An 18,858-nucleotide genomic window follows, 5' to 3' on the forward strand; every position below is an offset into this window, starting at 1 on the left:
GGCTTCAGTTGTTGACGCCAGGAAGGGGCGGGACTACAACCCGGGGAGAGCGCTCCCAACCTTGAGGAGACCCCCCATGCAGACTTCCGCCGGCACATCCGGCAGACCTTCACCCGTCGCCGTACGCCCCCGTACCGCTCTCGGTCTGGTCGTCATCCTGATAGTCGCCTGCTTCGCCGCCCTGACCCCCTCGCCCGCCCGCGCCGCAGACCAGTTGCTGTCCCAAGGGCGGCCCGCCACCGCGTCCTCGACCGAGAGCGCGTCCTTCCCCGCGAGCGCCGCCGTCGACGGCGACACCGGCACCCGTTGGTCCTCGGCGTTCGCCGATCCGCAGTGGCTGCGGGTGGACCTCGGCTCCGTCCAGCAGCTCACCCGCGTATCGCTCAACTGGGAGACCGCCTACGCCACCGGCTACCAGATCCAGACCTCGACCGACGCGAACACCTGGACCACCGTCTACTCCACCACGACCGCCACCGGCGGCACCCAGAACATCACCCTCACCGGCAGCGGACGCTACGTCCGCCTCTACGGCACCGCCCGGGCCACCCAATGGGGCTACTCCCTCTGGGAGTTCCAGGTCTACGGCCCCGGCAGCACCACCCCGCCGGACGACTTCTGGGGCAGCACCACCGACATCCCCGCGGCGAACAACGCCGTAGAGGTGAAGATCCTCAACCGCACCAACGGCAAGTACCCCGACAGCCAGGTGTACTGGAGCTTCAACGGGCAGACGCACTCCATCGCCGAGCAGCCCTACCTCGACATGCCGGCCAACTCCGCGGGCCGTATGTACTTCTACCTGGGCTCACCCACCAGCTCCTACTACGACTTCATCGAGTTCACGGTCGGCAGCAACGTCTTCAACGGCAACACCACACGCGTCGACGCCTTCGGCCTCAAACTCGCCATGCGCCTGCACAGCAAGGACGGTTACGACACCGAGGTCGGCGAGAACCGGGCGACCTTCGCCGAGGACCGCGCGACCACCTTCCAGCGGTTCACCGACGCGGTGCCGGCCCAGTTCAAGGTGCTGGCACAGACCCAGGCGCCGTACCGGATCATCGCGCCCGGCAGCGACCCGAGCTTCCGCGCGGGTGGCGCCAACGCCGGCTACTTCACCTCGTACGCCCAGTCGGTGGGCGTGAACGCCGCCACCTCCGACATCTTCGGCTGCGCGGGCTCGCTGGCCGCCGACCCCAACATGTGTGCCGCCCTCAACCGCCATGTGGCGACCCTGCCCGCGTCGCAGCAGTCCGACCCGGCGCAGTTCTACAAGGCGGCGCCCGCCAACTACTACGCCAAGTTCTGGCACGACAACGCCATCAACCAGCTTGCCTACGGCTTCCCTTACGACGATGTCGCGGGCCAGTCCTCGTTCATCTCGCACGCCAACCCGCAGTGGCTGCTGGTCGCCGTCGGCTGGTAGGCACGGACACAGCGCGAAACGGGGCCGCCCTCGTCAGGAAGGGCGGCCCCGCTTCATGGGGTGATGGTCGGAGCTACTGGACGTTGATCGTGAACGTGGACGTGGTGTTGCGGATGTCCTGGGCGTTGCCGCTCATCCGCAGGTTGACGAAGGTGGCCGAACCGACGGCCGGTCCCTGACCGGGTTCGGGCAACTCGTTGGCCCAGATGCCCCACCCGGACTTGGCGTCGAACGCGTCTCCGCTCTTCTTGGAGTTGGTGATGGAGATGTCGGTGAAGATCGTGTCCTTCACCGGGAACTGGGGCTGTCCGCCTACGTAGTTGGTCTGGAACATCACGCCTCCGTAGGTCGAGTCGTCGATGTCGACGTCGTTGACCCGGATGCCCTGGAAGACCTTCGAGGCAGAGAACGCCCAGATGGCCGGGAAGACCTGGGAGCCCCAGAAGTGGCCGCCTGTTCTGTCCAGGGAGACGTTCTCGATCGTCGTCGGATCGGTCCCGAAGCCGTTCATCGGGTAGCCGAAGTCCAGCGAGGAGATCGTGATGCCGGAGTAGACCAGGGTGTCGGCGACCCGGATGTTGCGGAAGGTGTTGTTGAAGCCGCCGTAGACGGCGATACCGGCCGCACGCCAGGTGAGCGTCGACGTCAGGTTCTCGTAGAGGTTGTTCTTCTCGTCGGCGCCGCCCGCGTCGATCGCCGAGAAGAGCGCGAAGCTGTCGTCGCCCGTGGCCCGGGCATCGTTGTTGACGACGTGGTTGTCCGTGGAGCCGTTCGTCATGTTGATGCCGTCGGCGAACGTGTCACGGATGCGGGAGTTCTTGATGGTCATGTTGTCGGTGTTGGCGCCCCAGTACATGCACACCATGTGCTCGACCCAGATGTCGTCGATGGTGATGTTGGAGACGTTGGAGAAGTCGAATACCTTGCCGGGACCGTCGATTCGGGACGTGTAGTTCCCGAAGTAGGCGAAGCCGGTGAACGACGAGCCGTTCGCGGTGGCCTCCGCCCGGAAGCCGATGTCGGTGTTCTCCTGGGAGGCGGGTGCGTGGAAGCGGGTGAACCACGACCCGGCTCCTACGACCTTGACCGCCTTGCCGTAGACCTGGAGCTTGCTGGACGTCTCGTAGTCACCGGCGGGCAGATAGATGCCGACGAGCTTGCCGGTGGTGTCCATCCGGACCTTGTCGAGCGCGTTCTGCACGTCCTGCTGGGAGAAGCCGGCCGGGACCGTGTAGGCGGCCGGGTCCGGGTTCTGGACCGCCGTCGCCTGTTCGAGGTTGATGAAGTCGACCGCGTAGGTGGAGGTGTTGGCCGCGTCCTTCTGGAGGCGGATCTTTGAACCGGCTGGAACTGTCTTGCCCAGCAGGACATTTGCCTCGTCGTAGATGTGGCGCGGGGCGCCGGAGCTCGGCGAGTTGCCGGGCGCGGTCTCGTTGCCGTACAGCCAGGCGTACTTGGAGGTGAGGTCGATGGCCTTGAGGAACTGGCCGTCGACGTAGATGTCGAGCGTGGTGTCCGTGCCGTCCGGGATCTCGAAGCGCGTCACCAGGGTGTTGGTCGCCGCGCGGGTGGTCCACTCGACGTACTGGCCGGTCCCGGTGAGGGTCACCGCCTTGCGGCCGCTTGCCTCGCCCGCGATGTCGCCGATGGTCCGGTTCGGGCCGACGACCTTGGCGCCGCCGCCGACGGTGCCGTCCTCGGCCTCGTACATGTCGTACGGCATGTCGGCGCCGCGGCCGACGAACAGGTTCTGCGTGGTGGTGTTGTTGGTCCGCTTGACCGGGAGTTCGTTGGCGTCGTCGGCGATGACCGTCTTGACGGTGTACTTGCCGTTGACGGCCGTCCACGAGCCGAGGTTCACGGGTGCGGTCGTCTGGCCGGAGGCGATGGTGCCGCTGTAGGAGCCGGTGAGTGTCTTGACGGTGGCGCCGTTGGCGTCCTGGATGGTGAGTGTCACGCCGTGGGCGCCGGAGGCCGAGTCGACCGATCCCTGGTTCTTGATCGCCACGGTGAACGTGACGTTGTCGCCCGCCGAGGCGCTGGACGGGGTCCATGCCACCGGTGCGGCGACCAGGTCGGAGCTGGAGACCGGCTTGACGACGAGGGCGTCGGTGCGGGTGAAGGTGTTGTTCCCCTCGTTCTGCTCGATCACCTTGTTCGACGGGTCCACCTCGGCGCCGAGCGGGTAACTGCCCGCGTCCCGGGTGCCGATGCTCGCGGTGACCGTCGTCGACGCGCCGGCCGCGAGGACCGGGACGTCCGCCGTGGCGGCCTTCGTGCCGCCGAGGGTGAAGTTCAGGTCGGTGGCCTTGGACGCCTTGCTGCCGCTGTTGGTGACGGTCGCGGTCAGGCTGATGGCGTCCGACTCGACCGGCGCCGCTGGCGAGTTGGTGATGCCGGTGACCTTCAGGTCGGGGTTGGCGGCCGGGGTGCCGATCACCTGGAACTCGGCCACCTGCCCGCCGGGAGCACCGGTGTTGGAGGCGAACTTGAGCTGGATGTCGGCGGCGGCACCGGAGACCGGGATGGTCACCGTGTTGCCGGTCGACGGGTTGAAGGTGTAGTCCTTCGCCGCGACGAGGCTCGTGAACGCGGTCGCGTCCTGGTCGCGCCCGAGCACCTGGATGTTCTGCGTGCGCGTGGACCACGCGGCGTCCGGGTTGAGCTTGACGACGACCTGGCTGAGGTCGGCGTTGGCACCCAGCTTGGTGGTGAGGGTGGCCGGGTAGGCGCCGCCCCCGCTCTCCCAATAGGTGGCTATCTGGCCGTCGTTGGCGTTCGCGGCGACATAGGTGAACGTGTACGAGGACGCCTCGATGGGCTTCCCCTGCGCGAGGTCGGAGCCCGCACCGTTGCCGGCCCGGGTGACGCTGTTGCTCGCCACCGACACGTTCCCGGCGGCGTCCTTGGCCTTCACGTAGTAGGTGACCGTGGCCGTCGCCGACGGGGTGTCGGTGTACGAAGTCACGTCACCCGCAACGGACTTGACGACCTGGTCGTTGGCGTACACGTCGTAGCCGGTCACCTGCACGTTGTCGCTCGACGCCTGCCAGGTGAGCTTCACGTCGCTGCCCGACTGGGTGTAGGCGAGGTTGCCCGGCGCTGTGGGGGCCTGGGTGTCGCCGGTCGACCCCTTGCGGGTGACGCTGTTGCTGTTGGCGGAGACGTTGCCCGCCGCGTCCTTGGCCCGCACGAAGTACGTGATGTCGCTGCCGGCCGGCTGGGTGTCCGTGTACGTCAGGACGTTCCCGGCGACGCTCGACCTCAACTGCCCGTTGGCGTAGACGTCGTAGCCGGTCACGGCCGTGTCGTCGGTGGCCGCGCTCCAGGTGAGCTTGATCTGCCCGGTGGCCGGCTCGGTGTAGGCCAGGTTGGTCGGCGCGGTGGGCGCCTGGGTGTCGCCGGTCGCCGGGCCGTAGACCTCCAGCTCGGACGCCTGCCCGGCGGGCCAGCCGGTGTTGGCGGTGAACAGCGCGCGCACGTACCGCGTGGTGGTCGTGTCGAAGGCGATGGTCGTCGACTGGTCGTTGGAACTGTCGAAGGTGTACGCCTTCGACGCCGTCAGGTCGGTGAAGTTCTGGTTGTCGGTCGAACCCTGGACCTTGAAGGTCTGACTGCGGCTCGGCCAGCCGCTGGGCAGCCGCAACGTCACCTGGTTGATCTTGACCGACGAGCCGAGATCGACCTCCAGCCACTGCGGGAAGGCGTTGTTCGTGCTCTCCCAGTACGTGTCGCGGTTGCCGTCACCGGCGTTGGCCGCGCCGTAGACGTCGGCGTGCCCGCTCTCGCTGAAGGGTTTGCCCTGGGCGAGGTTGGGGGTCGAGGCGGCGGTCGTGAGGACCTGCAGCTCGGCCAACTGGGCTGTTCCGGCTACCGAGTTGGCGCTGAAGTCGGCCCGTACGTACCGGGCGAGGGTCGCGGGGACCGAGATCTTCACGGTGTTGTCGTCGCCGGGGCTGAAGACGTACTGCGCCGACGTCTTGAGCGTGGCGAAGCTCTTCCCGTCGGCGCTGCCCTGGAGCGCGAGTGTCTGCTTGCGGGTCTGCCAGTGCTCGGGCAGCCGCAGTACGACCTGGCGGACGCGCTCGCTCTTTCCGAGGTCGGTCTGCACCCACTGGGCCGACTTCTTTCCGGCCTGCCAGTAGGTGTCGGTGTCACCGTCGGTGATCTTGGCGGCGGTGTGCGCGCCGCGGGTGCTGCCCGCCGTCGTCCTGGCATCGGCGGCGACGTTGGGGCCGCCGGCCGCGTGGGCGCCGACGGCGGGCAGGCCCAGAACCATGACGGCGGAGGCGAGCGCGGCGGTCGCCGCGCGCCGTTTCGAGGATCTCTGCTTGTGTCGCATCATGCGGGGTCACTTCCTGCGGAGACTCGCGCGCCGGTGGGGGCGGCGAGGGCGGCTCATTCCTGGCGGAGTGGTGCAGGGGTGGCGCGATCGAGAGGCAGGATTTTGCGCTGTTTCATCGAAATATTGCAGAGTGACATGGACAGGTCTACGGCCTGAGCGGCACAATTTTCACCAGAAGCACCCATGACTCGGGAGCGGCGGCGGCGCGTGCGTCACTTCCGGGACGGTGAAGTGGTCAAGTAGCAGGCGTCGAGGGGAGCTTCACGGGCCGATGGGGTTCAGTCTGCGACGTGAGGTCAGTCGCGGGCTTGCGCTCCAGGACCGCAAGTGAGTGCAAGAAGCGCAAATTCTTGCGCGATTCTGCGTTGTGGGCGTTCAGTCGCGGTCGCTCAGCCCCGCGTCGCGGGCCAGCAGCGCGGCCTGGACGCGGTTGCCGGTGCCCAGGGCGGTGAGGATGCGGCTGACGTGGGCTTTGACGGTGCTCTCGCGCATCCCGAGTGCCGTCGCGATCTCCGCGTTGGAATCGCCCTGTGCGAGCCGCGCGAGGACGTCCGTCTCACGGGGCGTCAGTGCGCCGATACGGGTGCGTGCCTCCAGCGCTTCGGGGCGGGCGGCGCGGTGGTAGTGGTCGATCAGATGGCGGGCGGCGGCCGGGTGCAGCATGCCGTGGCCGTCCGCCACCACGTGCACCGCGCGGATGATCTCGCGGGGTTCGGCGTCCTTGAGCAGGAAGCCGTCCGCGCCGGCGGCGAGCGCGTCGTAGACGTACTCGTCGAGGTCGAAGGTGGTCAGGGTGATCACGCGCGGTGGGTCCGGGAGGGCGCGCAGCCGGCGGGTCGCCGTGATGCCGTCCATACGGGGCATCCGTACGTCGACGAGGGCGATGTCGATCCGGTGCCGGCTCGCCTGTTCGACCGCCGCGAGGCCGTCCGCCGCCTCGGCGACGACGGTCAGTTCCGGGTCGGTGGACAGCAGGTCGACAAGACCGAGCCGGACCAGGGCGTCGTCGTCGACGACCAGGACATTGATCACGAGGCGGACGCCGGAGGGGAGACGGGGGAGGGCCCGGGCAGCCGGGCCGAGAGCCGCCAGCCGCCATCGGACGCGCCGGTGTACAGATGACCGCCGAGCGCCGCGACCCGCTCCGCCAGCCCGATCAGGCCGTAGCCACCCGGGGTGGTGGCACTCTCGAAGACCGCGGACTGCCCGCCGGGCGCGGCGGGCCCGTTGACCACTTCCACGGTGGTGACCGGTGGCCCGTAGTGCACGCTCACTGTGACGGGTGCGTCATGGGCGTGTCTGCGGGCGTTGGTCAGGGCCTCCCGTACGAGGCGGTGGACCGCCAGCCGGTGGCTGGTGGACGCGCTCTCCGCATCGCCGGACACCACCGACTCGACCACCTGGCCGGCGGCGCGGGCCTCGGTCAGCAGCTCGTCCAGATCCTGGAGGGGCGGCACCGGAACAGTCGTGGCGTCGGCGGGCCGGTCGGACCGCAGCGCTCCCAGTACCTGGCGCAGATCGTCCAGCGCCTGCCCGGCCGTGCCGCGCAGCAGGGCCAGTCGTTCGAGGCCTGCGGGTGACATGCCCTCCTCGCGCAGTTGCAGCACCCCCGCGTGCAGCTTCAGCAGGCTCAGCCGGTGGGCGAGCACATCGTGCATCTCGCGGGCGATCCGGGCCCGCTCCGCCGACCGCGCCTGCTCGGCACGCAACTCGCGCTCCACCCGCAGCTGTTCGACCTGATGCCGCAGCGCGCCCAGCAGTCTGCGCCGGCTGCCCGCCCACATACCGAGGGCCAGGGCCAGGGCCACCAGGACGGCGTTCCCGACCCCGGAGCCGACCCAGGTGCTCAGCCGCACCCATGACAGGGGGCGTCCCAGCGCCGACGCGACAGCCAGCCAGAGCAGCCCGGTGCCCGACCCGATCCCCAGGCACACCCACACCGCTCGCAACCGGTCCCGCGAGGCGAAGTGATACAGCGTCACCAGCAGCGGGAACACCGAGCCCAGGGCGACCGCGACCAACGCCAGGCCCGCCGTCGCCTTCGGGAACCGGTGGCGGCCGAGCGCCCCGAGCGACGCGGCGGCCGCGACCCACGGCGCGGGATCGGCCAGGGTGTCACCGGCCGACCGGAAACCCTCCAGCGTGGACAACAGGGCGAGCAGCACCGCCGACGGCGCCTCCACCCACAGCGGCACATCGCGTTCTGCCCCGGTCTTCACCTCGTCATCCTAGGGAGGACCCCGCCCGCGCACCCCCGACGAACGGACCTGACGACCCCCGACTTTCGTAGGGGGCCGGCGCCGCACATCAGCCGATTCCCCGGGCTTCGGCGCTGCCTAGCGTCCAGGCCATGGTTCTCTCCCCGACACGCACCCCGTCCGTCCGGCGCACCCCGGCCCGGCGTCTCGCCGACCGCCGGCTGTTCCTCGCCGAGATGCTCCGGACCTTTCATACGACCGGGGCCGTGACCCCCAGCGGCCGGCACCTCGCCGACGCGCTTGCCGCGCCCCTCGCCCAGCGGACCGGACGGCCGCGCACCGTGCTGGAGGTCGGTGCCGGAACGGGCGCCGTCTCCCGCGTGCTGGCGGATCTGCTCGGCCCCGAGGACACGCTGGACCTGGTCGAGGCCAACCCCCGCTTCACCCGTCTCCTCGCGGCCGACCTCCGTGACGACCCGCGGCTGGCGGCCCACGGGGACCGAATCTCCTTGATCGCGGGGCCCGTTGAGCAACTCGACCCACGGGCGCGCTACGACGTGATCGTCTCCGGGCTGCCGTTCGCCAACTTCCGCCCCGACGAGGTGTCGGAGCTGCTCGGGCGCTATCTGGCCGCGCTCAGGCCCGGCGGACACCTGACGTACTTCGGCTACCGGGGCACCGCCCGCCTCCGCGCGCTGCTGGGCACCTCCCGGAGCCTGGCCCGGCACGGCGGTGTCACCCATGTGCTCGACACGTTCCAGCAGACTCACGGCGCCGGCTGCCGCACCGTGTGGGGCAACGTCCCGCCGGCCCGCGTCTGGCACGTTCGCACCCCCGTCGTGACGCCCCGTCCGTTGCCGAGGGAAACCGCCCGCACCGGCTGATCACCGGCCCGAACTCCCGTGCTGCGGCCGGTAGGTGAGGAGATCGCCGGGCTGGCAGTCCAGGACTTCGCAGATGCGGGTCAGGGTGCTGAAGCGGACGGCCTTCGCGCGGCCGTTCTTGAGGATGGACAAGTTGACGTTGGTGACGCCTACTTGGGCGGCGAGTTCCGCCAGGGTCATGCCCCGTTCTTCCAGGATCCGGTCGAGATGGACCTCGATGGCGTGCGGGTCGGCTTCGGCGGGGGACATCAGATGACGCCTTCGAGGTCTTCGCGCATCGCCGTGCCGACGCGCATGATCCGGGCCAGGGAGAGCAGTCCGATGCCGGTGAGCAGGGCGAAGTACGGCATGCCCTTGTCGACGTCGTAGAGCAGGGGCCTGTGGTCGCCCGTCCGCAGGGAGTTGAGCAGGGCGGCTCCCGCGACGCTCTCGGTGATGTGGCAGACGACGCTGCCGACGGCCAGGTACCAGCCGAGGAGGCGCAGGCGGCCCGCGGTGCGGACGGTGTACGGGCCGTCCTGGCGGGCGGCGCGGATCACCCAGTACAGCAGGAACAGGGCTCCGATGTAGAGGGCGGAGGACGGCAGTTCGGTCAGCGTGAGCAGCAGGCGTGCGCCGCCGCCGGGGTGGTTGTCGCAGTACTGCGGCGAGAACTGGACATCGATGCCCGGCCTGGGCTCCATGGTCCGGCTCAGCCAGTCCTCGCCGCCTGTGTGCGTATAGCGGTCGGTGGCGCAGACCGAGCCGGTGCCCCATCCGAAGGCGCCGCCGAGCCCGACCACGGCGAAGGTCTTCAGTATCAGGAACACCGCGACCAGCGCGCAGAGCGCGGTGACCACGCCGGCCATGGGCTCCAGCGGGTTTCTGGTGCTGCTGCTCTTGGTTCCGGCCGACTCTTCGGTCATGGTGGACCGCCCCCTGTGTATCGCTTATCGATGTTATCGAAAAACGATACAGCGATGATGATGCGGGAGACAAGCGGCTGGGCCAGGAGTGGAGCATCGATGAGACGCCGGCGATTTCACCGGGGCACGTTCGTCGCGGCCGGCGCGTACAACATCGTCTGGGGTTGCTACGCCGTCCTCGACCCGCAGTGGTTCTTCCGCCTCACGGGGCTGCCGCTGTCCAACTCGCCGCAGATCTTCGCCACTCTCGGCATGGTCCTCGGCCTGTACGGTCTGCTCTACCTGGAGGTGGCCCGGCGGCCCGAACACGGCTGGGCGGCGGCAGTTGTGGGCCTGACCGGCAAGGTGCTCGGGCCCCTGGGCCTGACGTGGCTCATCGTCACCGACGTCTGGCCGATCGACACCGTCGTCATCGTGATCACCAACGACCTGGTGTGGTGGGTGCCCTTCTCCTGCTACCTGGTCGACAGTTGGCCGGACTACCGGGCGTCGTGGCGGTCCCCGTGACGGCGACACGACCGGATGAGGGTCACGTCCTCGGCGTCGACCACCACGCCCTCAATGCGCGGTGTTCGTCTGCCAGACGACCCCGTTGTCCGTCCCTATGACCATGTTGCCGTTCTCCAGCACCTTGAGGGTCGCCCCGCCGGCATTTTGCGTGGTGCTGGCCCACAGCGCCTGGTGCTGGGCGTTGTAGACCACGAAGTTGCCGTCCTCCTGGAACACGGCTGTGTTCCCGGTGCCTTCGGTCTGGCTTGCCCAACGTGCCGTTCCGTCCTCGTCGTAGAGCACCAGGTTGCCGTCCGGCTGCATGATCAGTTTCGAGCGCACGGTCTCCACGGACTTGCCGGCCTCGAAGGTGAAGGGGGCCTTCACCACCAGGGCGTCGGGCAGGTTTCCCTTCTGGGCGGCACCGTCGTCGCCTGTGCCGGTGGCGGAAGGAGACGCCGTCGCTCCGCTCTCGGACGGATCGGCCGACACGTCGGCGGCACGGCCGGCGCTGGCGGACGGTGTGGCATGTCCGGAGGCGGAGTCCTTGTCCTTGTCCCTGTCGTCGAGGGTGTGAAGCAGGAGCAGCGCGGACACGGCGGCGACGACCAGCGCTGCCGCGCCGATGACGATCCACAGCCTGCGACGCCCGCTTGGGGCGCCTCCACGGTCCCCGTCCGGCTGCGGAGTTGGATCGTTGCCCGGGTAAGGGCCGTATGCATCCGCCGAGTTGGGCGGCGCAGGCGTGTTGTGGCCCGCGTCCGGTGCGAGGAGGGTGACGGCGTGGGCTTCCCGGGCGCCGTCCACGGTCGTCGTGGTCTGCGGGGCGAGGGCGGTCGCCGCCTCCGACGCGTCGGGCCACGCACCGCCTCCGACGTCGGCGACGGTCGCGGCACGTTCCCGATCCGTCACGGAGCCCACGGCGAGCGCGCGTTGGTAGGCGGGATGGTGGACGAGATCGGCCTCGGCCCGGCAGAGTTCGACGATCCGCTGCGGGGTGGGGCGCCGGGCGGGATCCCCCTGCACGCAGGCCGCGATGAGTTCGGCGACGCCGGCATCCACGCCCCGCAGGTCGATCTCCCCGTGCACCGAACGGTAGGACACGACCGCGAACGGCCCGTCCCCGTACGGCGGTCGGCCGGTGACGGCGAACGCCAGAGTGGCCCCGAGGGCGAACACATCCGCTCCCGGACCGGTCTCGCCGCCCGTGATCGTCTCCGGCGCGATGTATCCGGGACTGCCCATCGTGCTGCCGACCTGCGTCAGTTCGGACGCGCCGGTGGTTCGGGCGATGCCGAAGTCGATCAGCTGCGGGCCGGTGGCGGAGAGAATGACGTTGTGCGGCTTGAGGTCCCGATGCCACACCCCGCGGACGTGGATGGCGTCCAGCCCCTCGGCCAGCGCGGCCAGCATGACCCGGGCCAGGTCGGCGGGGAGCGGTCCACCGCTCATGACCGCGGCATGGAGCGTGGGCCCCGGCACGTACTCGGTGGCCAGCCAGTACGGCGGCGTGTCCAGCTCCGCGTCGATGAGCGACGCCGTGTACGCGCTGCGGACCGTACCCAGGGTCTCCACCTCGCGGCGGAACCGGCTGAGGGCGTGTTCGTCGTGGCGGAGACGGTCGTTGATCACCTTGACGGCGGCGGGACGGCCACCCGGCGAACGGGCGAGGTACACCTTCCCCATGCCGCCCTCGCCGAGTCTGCCGACCAGACGGTAGCGACCTATGTGCGACGGGTCGGAGCCATCGAGCGAATGCACGGGACATGTCCTCCTCGAGTGGAACCGACAGTCACCGGATCCACCGTGAGATCGGCTCGGCCGGGCTCCAACTCCGTTGCCCGGCAAGGCGTGTGACACCGGCCCCTTGACGACACGCCCGGGCCGGACCCCGACATAGTAGAGGGAACAGACTCCTTCGCCTCACGTGACGCACCAGTCCCACCGTGGCCGTCCGGTCGGCCCTTCGCCGGCGGCGAGATCGACGGTCCTCGGTCAACTACGCTCGATCAGCCACCAGTTGCGGAACTTCCCTGTCGGTAGCGGAAGTTGTGAGGTCCGGTCGGTGCGGCCGGAGGCCTCCGCAGAGTGGTTCGGGCAGGCGTCGCCCCGTACGCCTGCATCAGGGCACTACGTACCAAGGGAAGATCGTTGCAGCAGTCCTCAAGTACAAGATCCCCACGGAAGTCGCTGGCCGGGATTCTGGCCGGCGGCGTCGTGGCCGCAGGGTGTTTCGTCTTTCTGCCGTCGATGGCGCAGGCCGCCCAGCCCTCCTCCCCGACCGCCGACCGGCAGTCCTCCTTCGCCGACGCGGCGAAGGAGTTCGGCGTACCGCTGCCGGTGCTCCTGGCCGTGTCGTACCAGGAGTCGCAGTGGGACGACCACGACGGGCAGTACAACACCTCGGGCGGATACGGTCCGATGAACCTGACGGACGTCACCGCCAAGATGGTGTCCGGGGGCGCGGCGGGCGCGGTCGGCCGTGGTGATCTCGCCGAGCTGACGGCGGACCCGGCCCTGCACACCCTCGACGCGGCGGCCGAACTCACCGGCACCCCGGCGGCGAAACTGCGCACCGACGACGGCGAGAACATCCGCGCCGGCGCCGCGCTACTGGCCTCGTACCAGAAGGAGTTGACGGGGAAGGGCTCCACCGACCCGGCCGACTGGTACGGGGCGGTGGCCGAGTACAGCCAGTCGTCGGACAAGAAGGCCGCGCAGCTCTTCGCCGACCGCGTCTTCAAGACCGTGACGACGGGCGCCTCGCGCACCACCGTCGACGGACAGCACGTCCGACTCGCGGCGCAGCGTGCCGTGCACCCCGAGACGCAGCAGCTGTCCGAGCTGAAGCTGACGGCCGCCGCGACGGACACCGACACCGAGTGCCCGCCCACGGTGGACTGCACGTTCCTCGCCGCGGCCGCCTCCAACGGGCAGGTGGCGGGCCGTCCGGGCGACGGGGTGCAGATCAAGTACATCGTCCTGCACGACACCGAGTCGTCCTACGACGCCGCGATACAGACCTTCCAGACAGCCGGTTCCGGCGACTCGGCGCACTACGTCATGCGGGCCTCGGACGGGGCCGTGACGCAGATGACGCCCACCAAGAACATCGCGTTCCACGCCGGCAACTACTGGTTCAACATGCACTCGATCGGCATCGAGCACGAGGGCTACGCCGCGCACGGTGCCACCTGGTACACGCAGACGCAGTACCAGGCGACGGCCGATCTGGTGAAGTACCTCGCCGCGAGGTTCGACATCCCGCTCGACCGCGAGCACATCATCGGCCACGACAACGTGCCCGGCCCGCGGGACAGTTACCTCGCGGGCATGCACTGGGACCCGGGTCCCTACTGGGACTGGACGGCCTTCATGAACATGGTCGCCCCGGCCACGGCCGCCCACGCGCACAGCGCCGCCCGGCACGTCCCGACGGTGGGTTCGGCGGTCACCATCAGCCCGGAGTTCGCGACCAACGAGCAGACCGTCCAGGTCTGCCCGGCCGACGATCCCACGGGCGCCACCACCGCGTGCACCGAGACCACCGCGCCCTCGAACTTCCTTCCCGTGCGCACCGCCGCCAGTGCGGACGCGCCCCTGTTCGCCGACCCGGCCATCCACCCCGGCGTGAGCGCGGGCACCGACTCGATCCACGACTGGGGCAGCACCGTCTCGGCCGGCCAGCAGTTCGTGGTCGCCGACGTCGACGGCGACTGGACCGCCATCTGGTTCAGCGGATCGAAGGTGTGGTTCTACAACCCCGGCGGCGCCAACACCTGCGCCGCGCCGGACGCCGTCGTCGTCCACTCCGGCGACCAGGCCGCGACCCTGTACGGCTCCGGCTACCCGCAGGCGTCGGAGTACCCGTCCGGCCTGTCCCCGTCCACGCAGAAGCCGCTGACGCTCTACACCTTCCCGGCGGGCCAGGCCTACGTGGCCACCCAACCGCCGGTCAGCGCCGACGACTTCTTCGTCTCGGGCGACACCTACGTCACCGGCGCGGCCCAGTACTACACCATCCAGTACAACCACCGGGTCGTCCTCGTCGACGCCTCGCAGGTCTCCTGAACCGACCGGTGCGGGCAGCGCGGACACGTCCTGCCCGCACCGGCGGACAGCGAGATCGGGTGGAGCTCTCTGGAAGGATCACCACCATGAGCGAAAACTCCCTGCGTCTCGTCACCGTCGACCGCGCCGGCCCCGGCCGTTTCACCGCGACCAACGCACGCGGCGGCACGATCGACTTCGGCACCGCCAACGACGGCGGCACCGAGTTCACCCCGGTCGAGCTGCTGCTCGCCGCCATCGGCGGCTGCACCGCGGCCGACGTCGACGTAGCCACCACCCGGCACACGGAGCCGGACGGGTTCACCGTCACCGTGACCGGCAACAAGGTCAGCGACGACCTCGGCAACCGGATGACCGACCTGGCGGTCACCTTCGCCGTGACCTTCCCGGACGGCGAGGCCGGGGACCGGGCCCGCGCCATCCTGCCCCGGGCGGTCACCGTCTCCCACGAACGGTTGTGCACGGTCAGCCGTACCGTCGAGATCGGCACGCCCGTCACCGCGACGATCAAGGACGTCTGACCTCGTCGGCCTGTTCTCTGCGGACCGGTGACAAGCGTGCTGCTGTGCGCTGCGTTCTTGTGAGCACTGCCTGATCCCGAGAGCGCGACCGTCCTACGGTCCGGCCATGAAGACGAGTCGCAGCAGAGGAAGTTCGTGGCGCGGTGGCGCGCTGGCGGTGCTGTTGACCGCCGGCGCGCTCACCGTGGCCGCCCCGCAGGCCCAGGGAGAGAGCGCCCGCGTCGAGACCCCGGTCGCGTCGACCCATCCTGCCGACGGTGTGGTCGAGTCGGTGGTGCGGGTGAAAGTGCCGTTGCCGCAGTCGTTCGGCGCCCGTCCGGCGGCGTGCGACTGGCTGTCGTATCTGCGCTACCGCGCCGCCGACGGACCGAGCGCGTCGGCCGACGCCGACCGCGTCCTCGTGGCCCAGCCCGGCATCCTGGAGGGGGCCGGAGCCTTCGACAGCGTCGCCCGCGACACGGTCGCCCAAGCCGCCGCGCAGGGACGGCACATCGAGTTCTGGGCACTGGACCGGCGCTCCAACTGCCTTGAGGATCCGACCGGTATCGCCTCCGGCGACCAGCACACGGCGGTCGACTACTACTACCGGGGCAAGGCCGTCGGCGGGCGGACCTTCGCCGGGTTCGTCGGCAACGACCAGCTCGGCTGGATGGCCAAGCTCGGCATCGAGCAGACCGTACGGGACGAATACGACCTGCTCGTCGCCGAGTTGCCCGACCAGGGGCTGCGCAAGCGCAAGGTGCTGTGCGGCGGCCACTCGCTCGGCGGCGTCATCACCGGGTACTTCGCGGCGGCCGACTTCGACGGCAACCCCGCCACCACGGCGGACGCCGGGCAGAACCAGTGCGCCGGCTACTTCGCCCTCGACACGACGATCTCCACCTCACTGGCGGACCTCAGCGGCAGCATCCCGGACGACACCAACCTCCCTGACATCGGGCTCGGTTACGCGGTCGTCCAGGCCGGGCTCGACAGCGGGGTGCTGTCCCGCTCGCTGTCCGCGCCCGTGCTGCTCAACCCCGAGACGATGACCCTGCTCGCCATCGCCGGTCTGGGCGCCGTACAGAACCCGGACGGCGAGGCGGACCTGCCGTCCTACCTCCCCTCCAACGTCAACATCGAGGCCACGAACCGCTTCCTGTTCTCCAAGGACGCCGCCACGTTCCTCACCGGCTCACCCGCGGTGAAGGACTTCCGGCTCACCAACGACGCGGTGCTCGGCTCGCTGATGGACGACAACTCCGTACCCCTGGCGTTCCTGCAGAGCAGCGTCGGCTTCTTCGACGGCGGACCGATCGTCGACAAGAACTTCCCCGTCGCCAACGGGAGTTCGGACCAGTCGCAGCTCGTCGGCGTCGAGTACAAGGCGATTCCCGCGCAGCCCCACGGGCCGCTCTACACCTGGCGCAATTACGACCGTGTCGGCGCCGCCGACGACCCCGGCTACCGGTCCGCCGACGGCACCCCCTTCACCAACGCCTCCAAGGAGGTCACCGACATCCACGAGCTGGCCCGCAGCATGGGGGAGCAGCCGCTGGACTTCACCGAGCAGTACTTCCCGACCAAGCTGGTCACCGACATCGAGCTGGCGACCTCCCCGCAGGTGAGGCAACTCGTCGTGCACCCGGGCGGGTTGACCGCCAACCCGACGCTCACCGTGCTCGCGGGCGACGGTCTGCTCGCGGGCCACATCCCGGCCGACCTGCACCCCGTGATCGCCCCCGGCTACCAGCACCTGGACGTCCTGACAGCGGCGCCCGTCCAGAACAACGGCCGCCCCGAGATCGCATCGAGCAGCCTCGCGGAATTCGCCGCATCACCCAAGTAGCCGTTCCCGCACGCCGGTAGGGCCCGGGAGGATCAACTCCCGGGCCCTACCCATGTGTTGCTACGGCTCAGACCTTGCCCGCGGCGAACGTGGCCGCCGCGTCGGCGTCGGCGGTGTAGCCGAGGTGGGCCAGGACGTCGGTTCCGCCGTTCTGGCAGATGGGGTCACCGTTGGCGCAGAAGTCGCTGGTGCGGCTCTGGTAGGTGCCGGTGACGCTCTTGCCGAGGGCCCGGATCGGGTTGCCGAACAGCAGGACCGCGGCGACCTTCGGCTCGACCGCGGCGGGGATGGTCGCCACGATCGGGCTGCCGACCACCGCGCCGTCGCTGCTGATCCCGATGGAGTTGTCGACGACGTTCGCGCCCTGCGAATAGCCGACGAGAATGAAACGCTGATTCGGACAGGCGGCGGCTTGTGCGTTGACGTGATTCACCACATCGGCGTTTCCCGTCGCGGCGGACGTCAGGGAAAGGTCGGCGGGATAGTTCACCGCATAGCTGGAGAGACTCTTTCCGGTGATTTTCTGCTGGAGCGCGGAGAACACCGGGTCGCCGACGATCGCGCCGAGTGTGCCCGGCTCGAAGGTGCCGCGCGCCGCCACGACGTCGAGGTCCGAGCAGGTGGCGGCCGATGCCGTCGGCGAGGTGAGGGTGGCGAGCCCGGCCCCGCCGGCCAGTGACAGCGCGGCGAGACATAAGCGAATACGCATGGGAAATCCTTTGCGGGTCGGGAATCCTTTGAGGGTCGGGCGTGTGCAGTGCCCGTGGAAAGGACTGTCCCGAAGGTATTCGCGATTCCATACCCGGTGTTATGGACGGGAATTCAGAAACCGTCTCTGTTTTTGTCGGCTCGTGAGTCCCGCTCGCTCTCGCGCGACGACGCCGAGCGCAGCGCGAGAATCAGGTCCAGCCGGGTACCGGGGTCGTGCAGGGAGTCGCCGAAGAGCTTCTCCAGTTGGCGCAGGCGGTAGCGGACCGTCTGGGGGTGGATGTGGAGCAGGGCGGCGACATCGGGGACGTTGCTGCCGCTGAGCAACCAGGCCAGCAACGTCTCGGCCAGCCGCGGGCGTTGGCCCTCGGAAGCGGCGTCGAGGGGCGCGAGGGCCCGGGCCTCCAACTGGGCGAGCAGCGGCTCGTCGCTGTGCAGCAGCAGCGTCGAAAGATGGTCGGCGCACAGCACCACCCCCTGCCGGGGCAGAACCCCGCGGCCCATCAGGCCCAGCGCCCGCGTGGCCCAGCGCAACGACCGAGCGGCCTCGGTCACCGGGACCGTAGGACCGATCGCCGCCGGGCGCCCACCCAGGCCGAGGACGAACGACCGGCCGCCGAACCGGCCGTAGCCCTCCGGGTCCGGCACCAGCACGCGCGGCGGCCGGGACTCCATGTCCGCCAGCGCGCCCGGCATCGCCGGCGGCCGGTCCTCCGTACGCGGGTCGGCGGGGCCCGCCAGGGCGACGACGGCGACCTGCGAAGGCACCCGCCACCGCGCGCCGTGCGCCAGGTCCTGCACCGCATCGAGGGACACCGGCCCCTCGCCCAGCAGCAGATCGAGCAGCCGACCGCGCCGCCGCTCCAACTCGTCCGTGTTGTGCGACTGGGCCTCCGCGTACCCGGCGGCCGCCGCCTCCGCGACCTCGTGCACGGTACGGAACGCCAGCTCGCCCAATGCGGCCACGACCGCCGAATCCAGGCCGAGTTCCTCCGCCGTACGGCCCATCAGCCGCCAGGCGTGCAGCCCGCCCACGCGTATCGCCGACTGCAACGCCTCCAAGCTGCGGCCCTCCTGGGCCTCCCCCCGCCCGAGTTCTTCGTAGTACGCCGCCGCCATCGCGGCGTTCTGGCCGCTCGGGTCCGCGATGTGGTCGACGAACAGCGTGAGCGCCTGCACCACCCCGGATCTGAGGTTCTCGCGGTAGGTCCCGTCGGCCGGCCGGGCGTATTCGGGGACCTGGCCGCGTACCACGTCCTCCACCTCGTCGCAGACGGCGGGGAGTTGGGCGCGCAGCAGGTCGGCGAGGTCGGACGGAACCAGAGCGGTTCCGGGCTCGGTGGGTACTCCGCGCGGGGTGGGGACAGCCACGACGGACACTCCTTTCCCCCGGAGTCGGCTCGCCCACGGACTGTTGCCCATGGGACGAGGGGGACGTCCCGTGTTGGACGGTCGTCCCCTGCGCTCCGTTCCGTGCCCC

The 18,858-nt window shown here is 69.7% G+C and carries 14 protein-coding genes; 6 read left to right on the forward strand and 8 right to left on the reverse strand.

What is annotated here, in order from left to right:
• Positions 1 to 76: 76 nt before the first annotated feature.
• Positions 77 to 1,429, forward strand: coding sequence for a beta-1,3-glucanase family protein (locus OO70_RS13110; RefSeq protein ID WP_043668786.1), 1,353 nt, complete (start codon positions 77 to 79; stop codon positions 1,427 to 1,429).
• Between the two features lie 73 nt (positions 1,430 to 1,502).
• On the opposite strand, the gene OO70_RS13115 is transcribed toward OO70_RS13110, so the two are convergent.
• The 3 genes from OO70_RS13115 to OO70_RS13125 all read right to left on the reverse strand — a co-directional run bounded on the left by OO70_RS13115 (position 1,503) and on the right by OO70_RS13125 (position 7,993).
• On the reverse strand, positions 1,503 to 5,774 hold the full coding sequence (locus OO70_RS13115) for a discoidin domain-containing protein (RefSeq protein WP_043668789.1): 4,272 nt from the start codon (positions 5,772 to 5,774) through the stop codon (positions 1,503 to 1,505).
• A gap of 375 nt (positions 5,775 to 6,149) precedes the next feature.
• Positions 6,150 to 6,806 carry a response regulator gene (locus tag OO70_RS13120; RefSeq protein ID WP_043668791.1) on the reverse strand — a complete coding sequence of 219 codons (657 nt, stop codon included), beginning with the start codon at positions 6,804 to 6,806 and terminating at the stop codon, positions 6,150 to 6,152.
• Entirely contained in the window at positions 6,803 to 7,993 is a 1,191-nt protein-coding gene (locus OO70_RS13125; protein ID WP_051741150.1) for a sensor histidine kinase, read from the reverse strand. The genes OO70_RS13120 and OO70_RS13125 overlap by 4 nt, the downstream gene beginning before the upstream one ends.
• A gap of 131 nt (positions 7,994 to 8,124) precedes the next feature.
• On the opposite strand from OO70_RS13125, the gene OO70_RS13130 reads away from it, so the two are divergent.
• A complete protein-coding gene (locus OO70_RS13130; RefSeq protein WP_043668794.1) occupies positions 8,125 to 8,856 on the forward strand; it encodes a class I SAM-dependent methyltransferase in 732 nt (243 codons plus the stop codon).
• Here the strand turns inward: OO70_RS13130 and OO70_RS13135 are convergent, their stop codons facing one another.
• Positions 8,857 to 9,105: a helix-turn-helix domain-containing protein gene (locus OO70_RS13135; RefSeq protein WP_043668797.1), complete on the reverse strand. Its 249-nt coding sequence runs from the start codon at positions 9,103 to 9,105 to the stop codon at positions 8,857 to 8,859. It lies immediately after the preceding gene.
• On the reverse strand, positions 9,105 to 9,761 hold the full coding sequence (locus OO70_RS13140; protein WP_078651373.1) for a DUF2975 domain-containing protein: 657 nt from the start codon (positions 9,759 to 9,761) through the stop codon (positions 9,105 to 9,107). Before OO70_RS13140 ends, OO70_RS13135 begins: the two co-directional genes overlap by 1 nt.
• Positions 9,762 to 9,860: 99 nt before the next feature.
• On the opposite strand from OO70_RS13140, the gene OO70_RS13145 reads away from it, so the two are divergent.
• Entirely contained in the window at positions 9,861 to 10,268 is a 408-nt protein-coding gene (locus OO70_RS13145; RefSeq protein ID WP_043668802.1) for a hypothetical protein, read from the forward strand.
• Positions 10,269 to 10,319: 51 nt separating this feature from the next.
• On the opposite strand, the gene OO70_RS13150 is transcribed toward OO70_RS13145, so the two are convergent.
• Positions 10,320 to 12,011 (reverse strand): protein kinase domain-containing protein, encoded by a 1,692-nt coding sequence (locus OO70_RS13150; protein WP_051741151.1) that lies wholly within the window; start codon positions 12,009 to 12,011, stop codon positions 10,320 to 10,322.
• Between the two features lie 489 nt (positions 12,012 to 12,500).
• On the opposite strand from OO70_RS13150, the gene OO70_RS13155 reads away from it, so the two are divergent.
• The 3 genes from OO70_RS13155 to OO70_RS13165 all read left to right on the forward strand — a co-directional run bounded on the left by OO70_RS13155 (position 12,501) and on the right by OO70_RS13165 (position 16,670).
• Complete coding sequence (locus tag OO70_RS13155; protein ID WP_106971668.1) at positions 12,501 to 14,321, forward strand: peptidoglycan recognition protein family protein; 1,821 nt, start codon at positions 12,501 to 12,503, stop codon at positions 14,319 to 14,321.
• 86 nt (positions 14,322 to 14,407) lie between these two features.
• The gene (locus tag OO70_RS13160; protein WP_043668809.1) at positions 14,408 to 14,842 is read left to right on the forward strand and encodes an OsmC family protein; all 435 of its coding nucleotides are present in this window, start codon (positions 14,408 to 14,410) and stop codon (positions 14,840 to 14,842) included.
• 106 nt (positions 14,843 to 14,948) lie between these two features.
• On the forward strand, positions 14,949 to 16,670 hold the full coding sequence (locus tag OO70_RS13165) for a hypothetical protein (protein WP_051741153.1): 1,722 nt from the start codon (positions 14,949 to 14,951) through the stop codon (positions 16,668 to 16,670).
• A gap of 67 nt (positions 16,671 to 16,737) precedes the next feature.
• Here the strand turns inward: OO70_RS13165 and OO70_RS13170 are convergent, their stop codons facing one another.
• On the reverse strand, positions 16,738 to 17,379 hold the full coding sequence (locus OO70_RS13170; RefSeq protein WP_043668815.1) for a cutinase family protein: 642 nt from the start codon (positions 17,377 to 17,379) through the stop codon (positions 16,738 to 16,740).
• Between the two features lie 113 nt (positions 17,380 to 17,492).
• Positions 17,493 to 18,749, reverse strand: coding sequence for a PucR family transcriptional regulator (locus OO70_RS13175; protein WP_043668818.1), 1,257 nt, complete (start codon positions 18,747 to 18,749; stop codon positions 17,493 to 17,495).
• Between the last annotated feature and the right edge of the window lie 109 nt (positions 18,750 to 18,858).

The sequence above is a fragment of the Streptomyces xylophagus genome, from assembly GCF_000716435.1.
Classification (GTDB): Bacteria; Actinomycetota; Actinomycetes; order Streptomycetales; family Streptomycetaceae; genus Streptomyces; species Streptomyces xylophagus.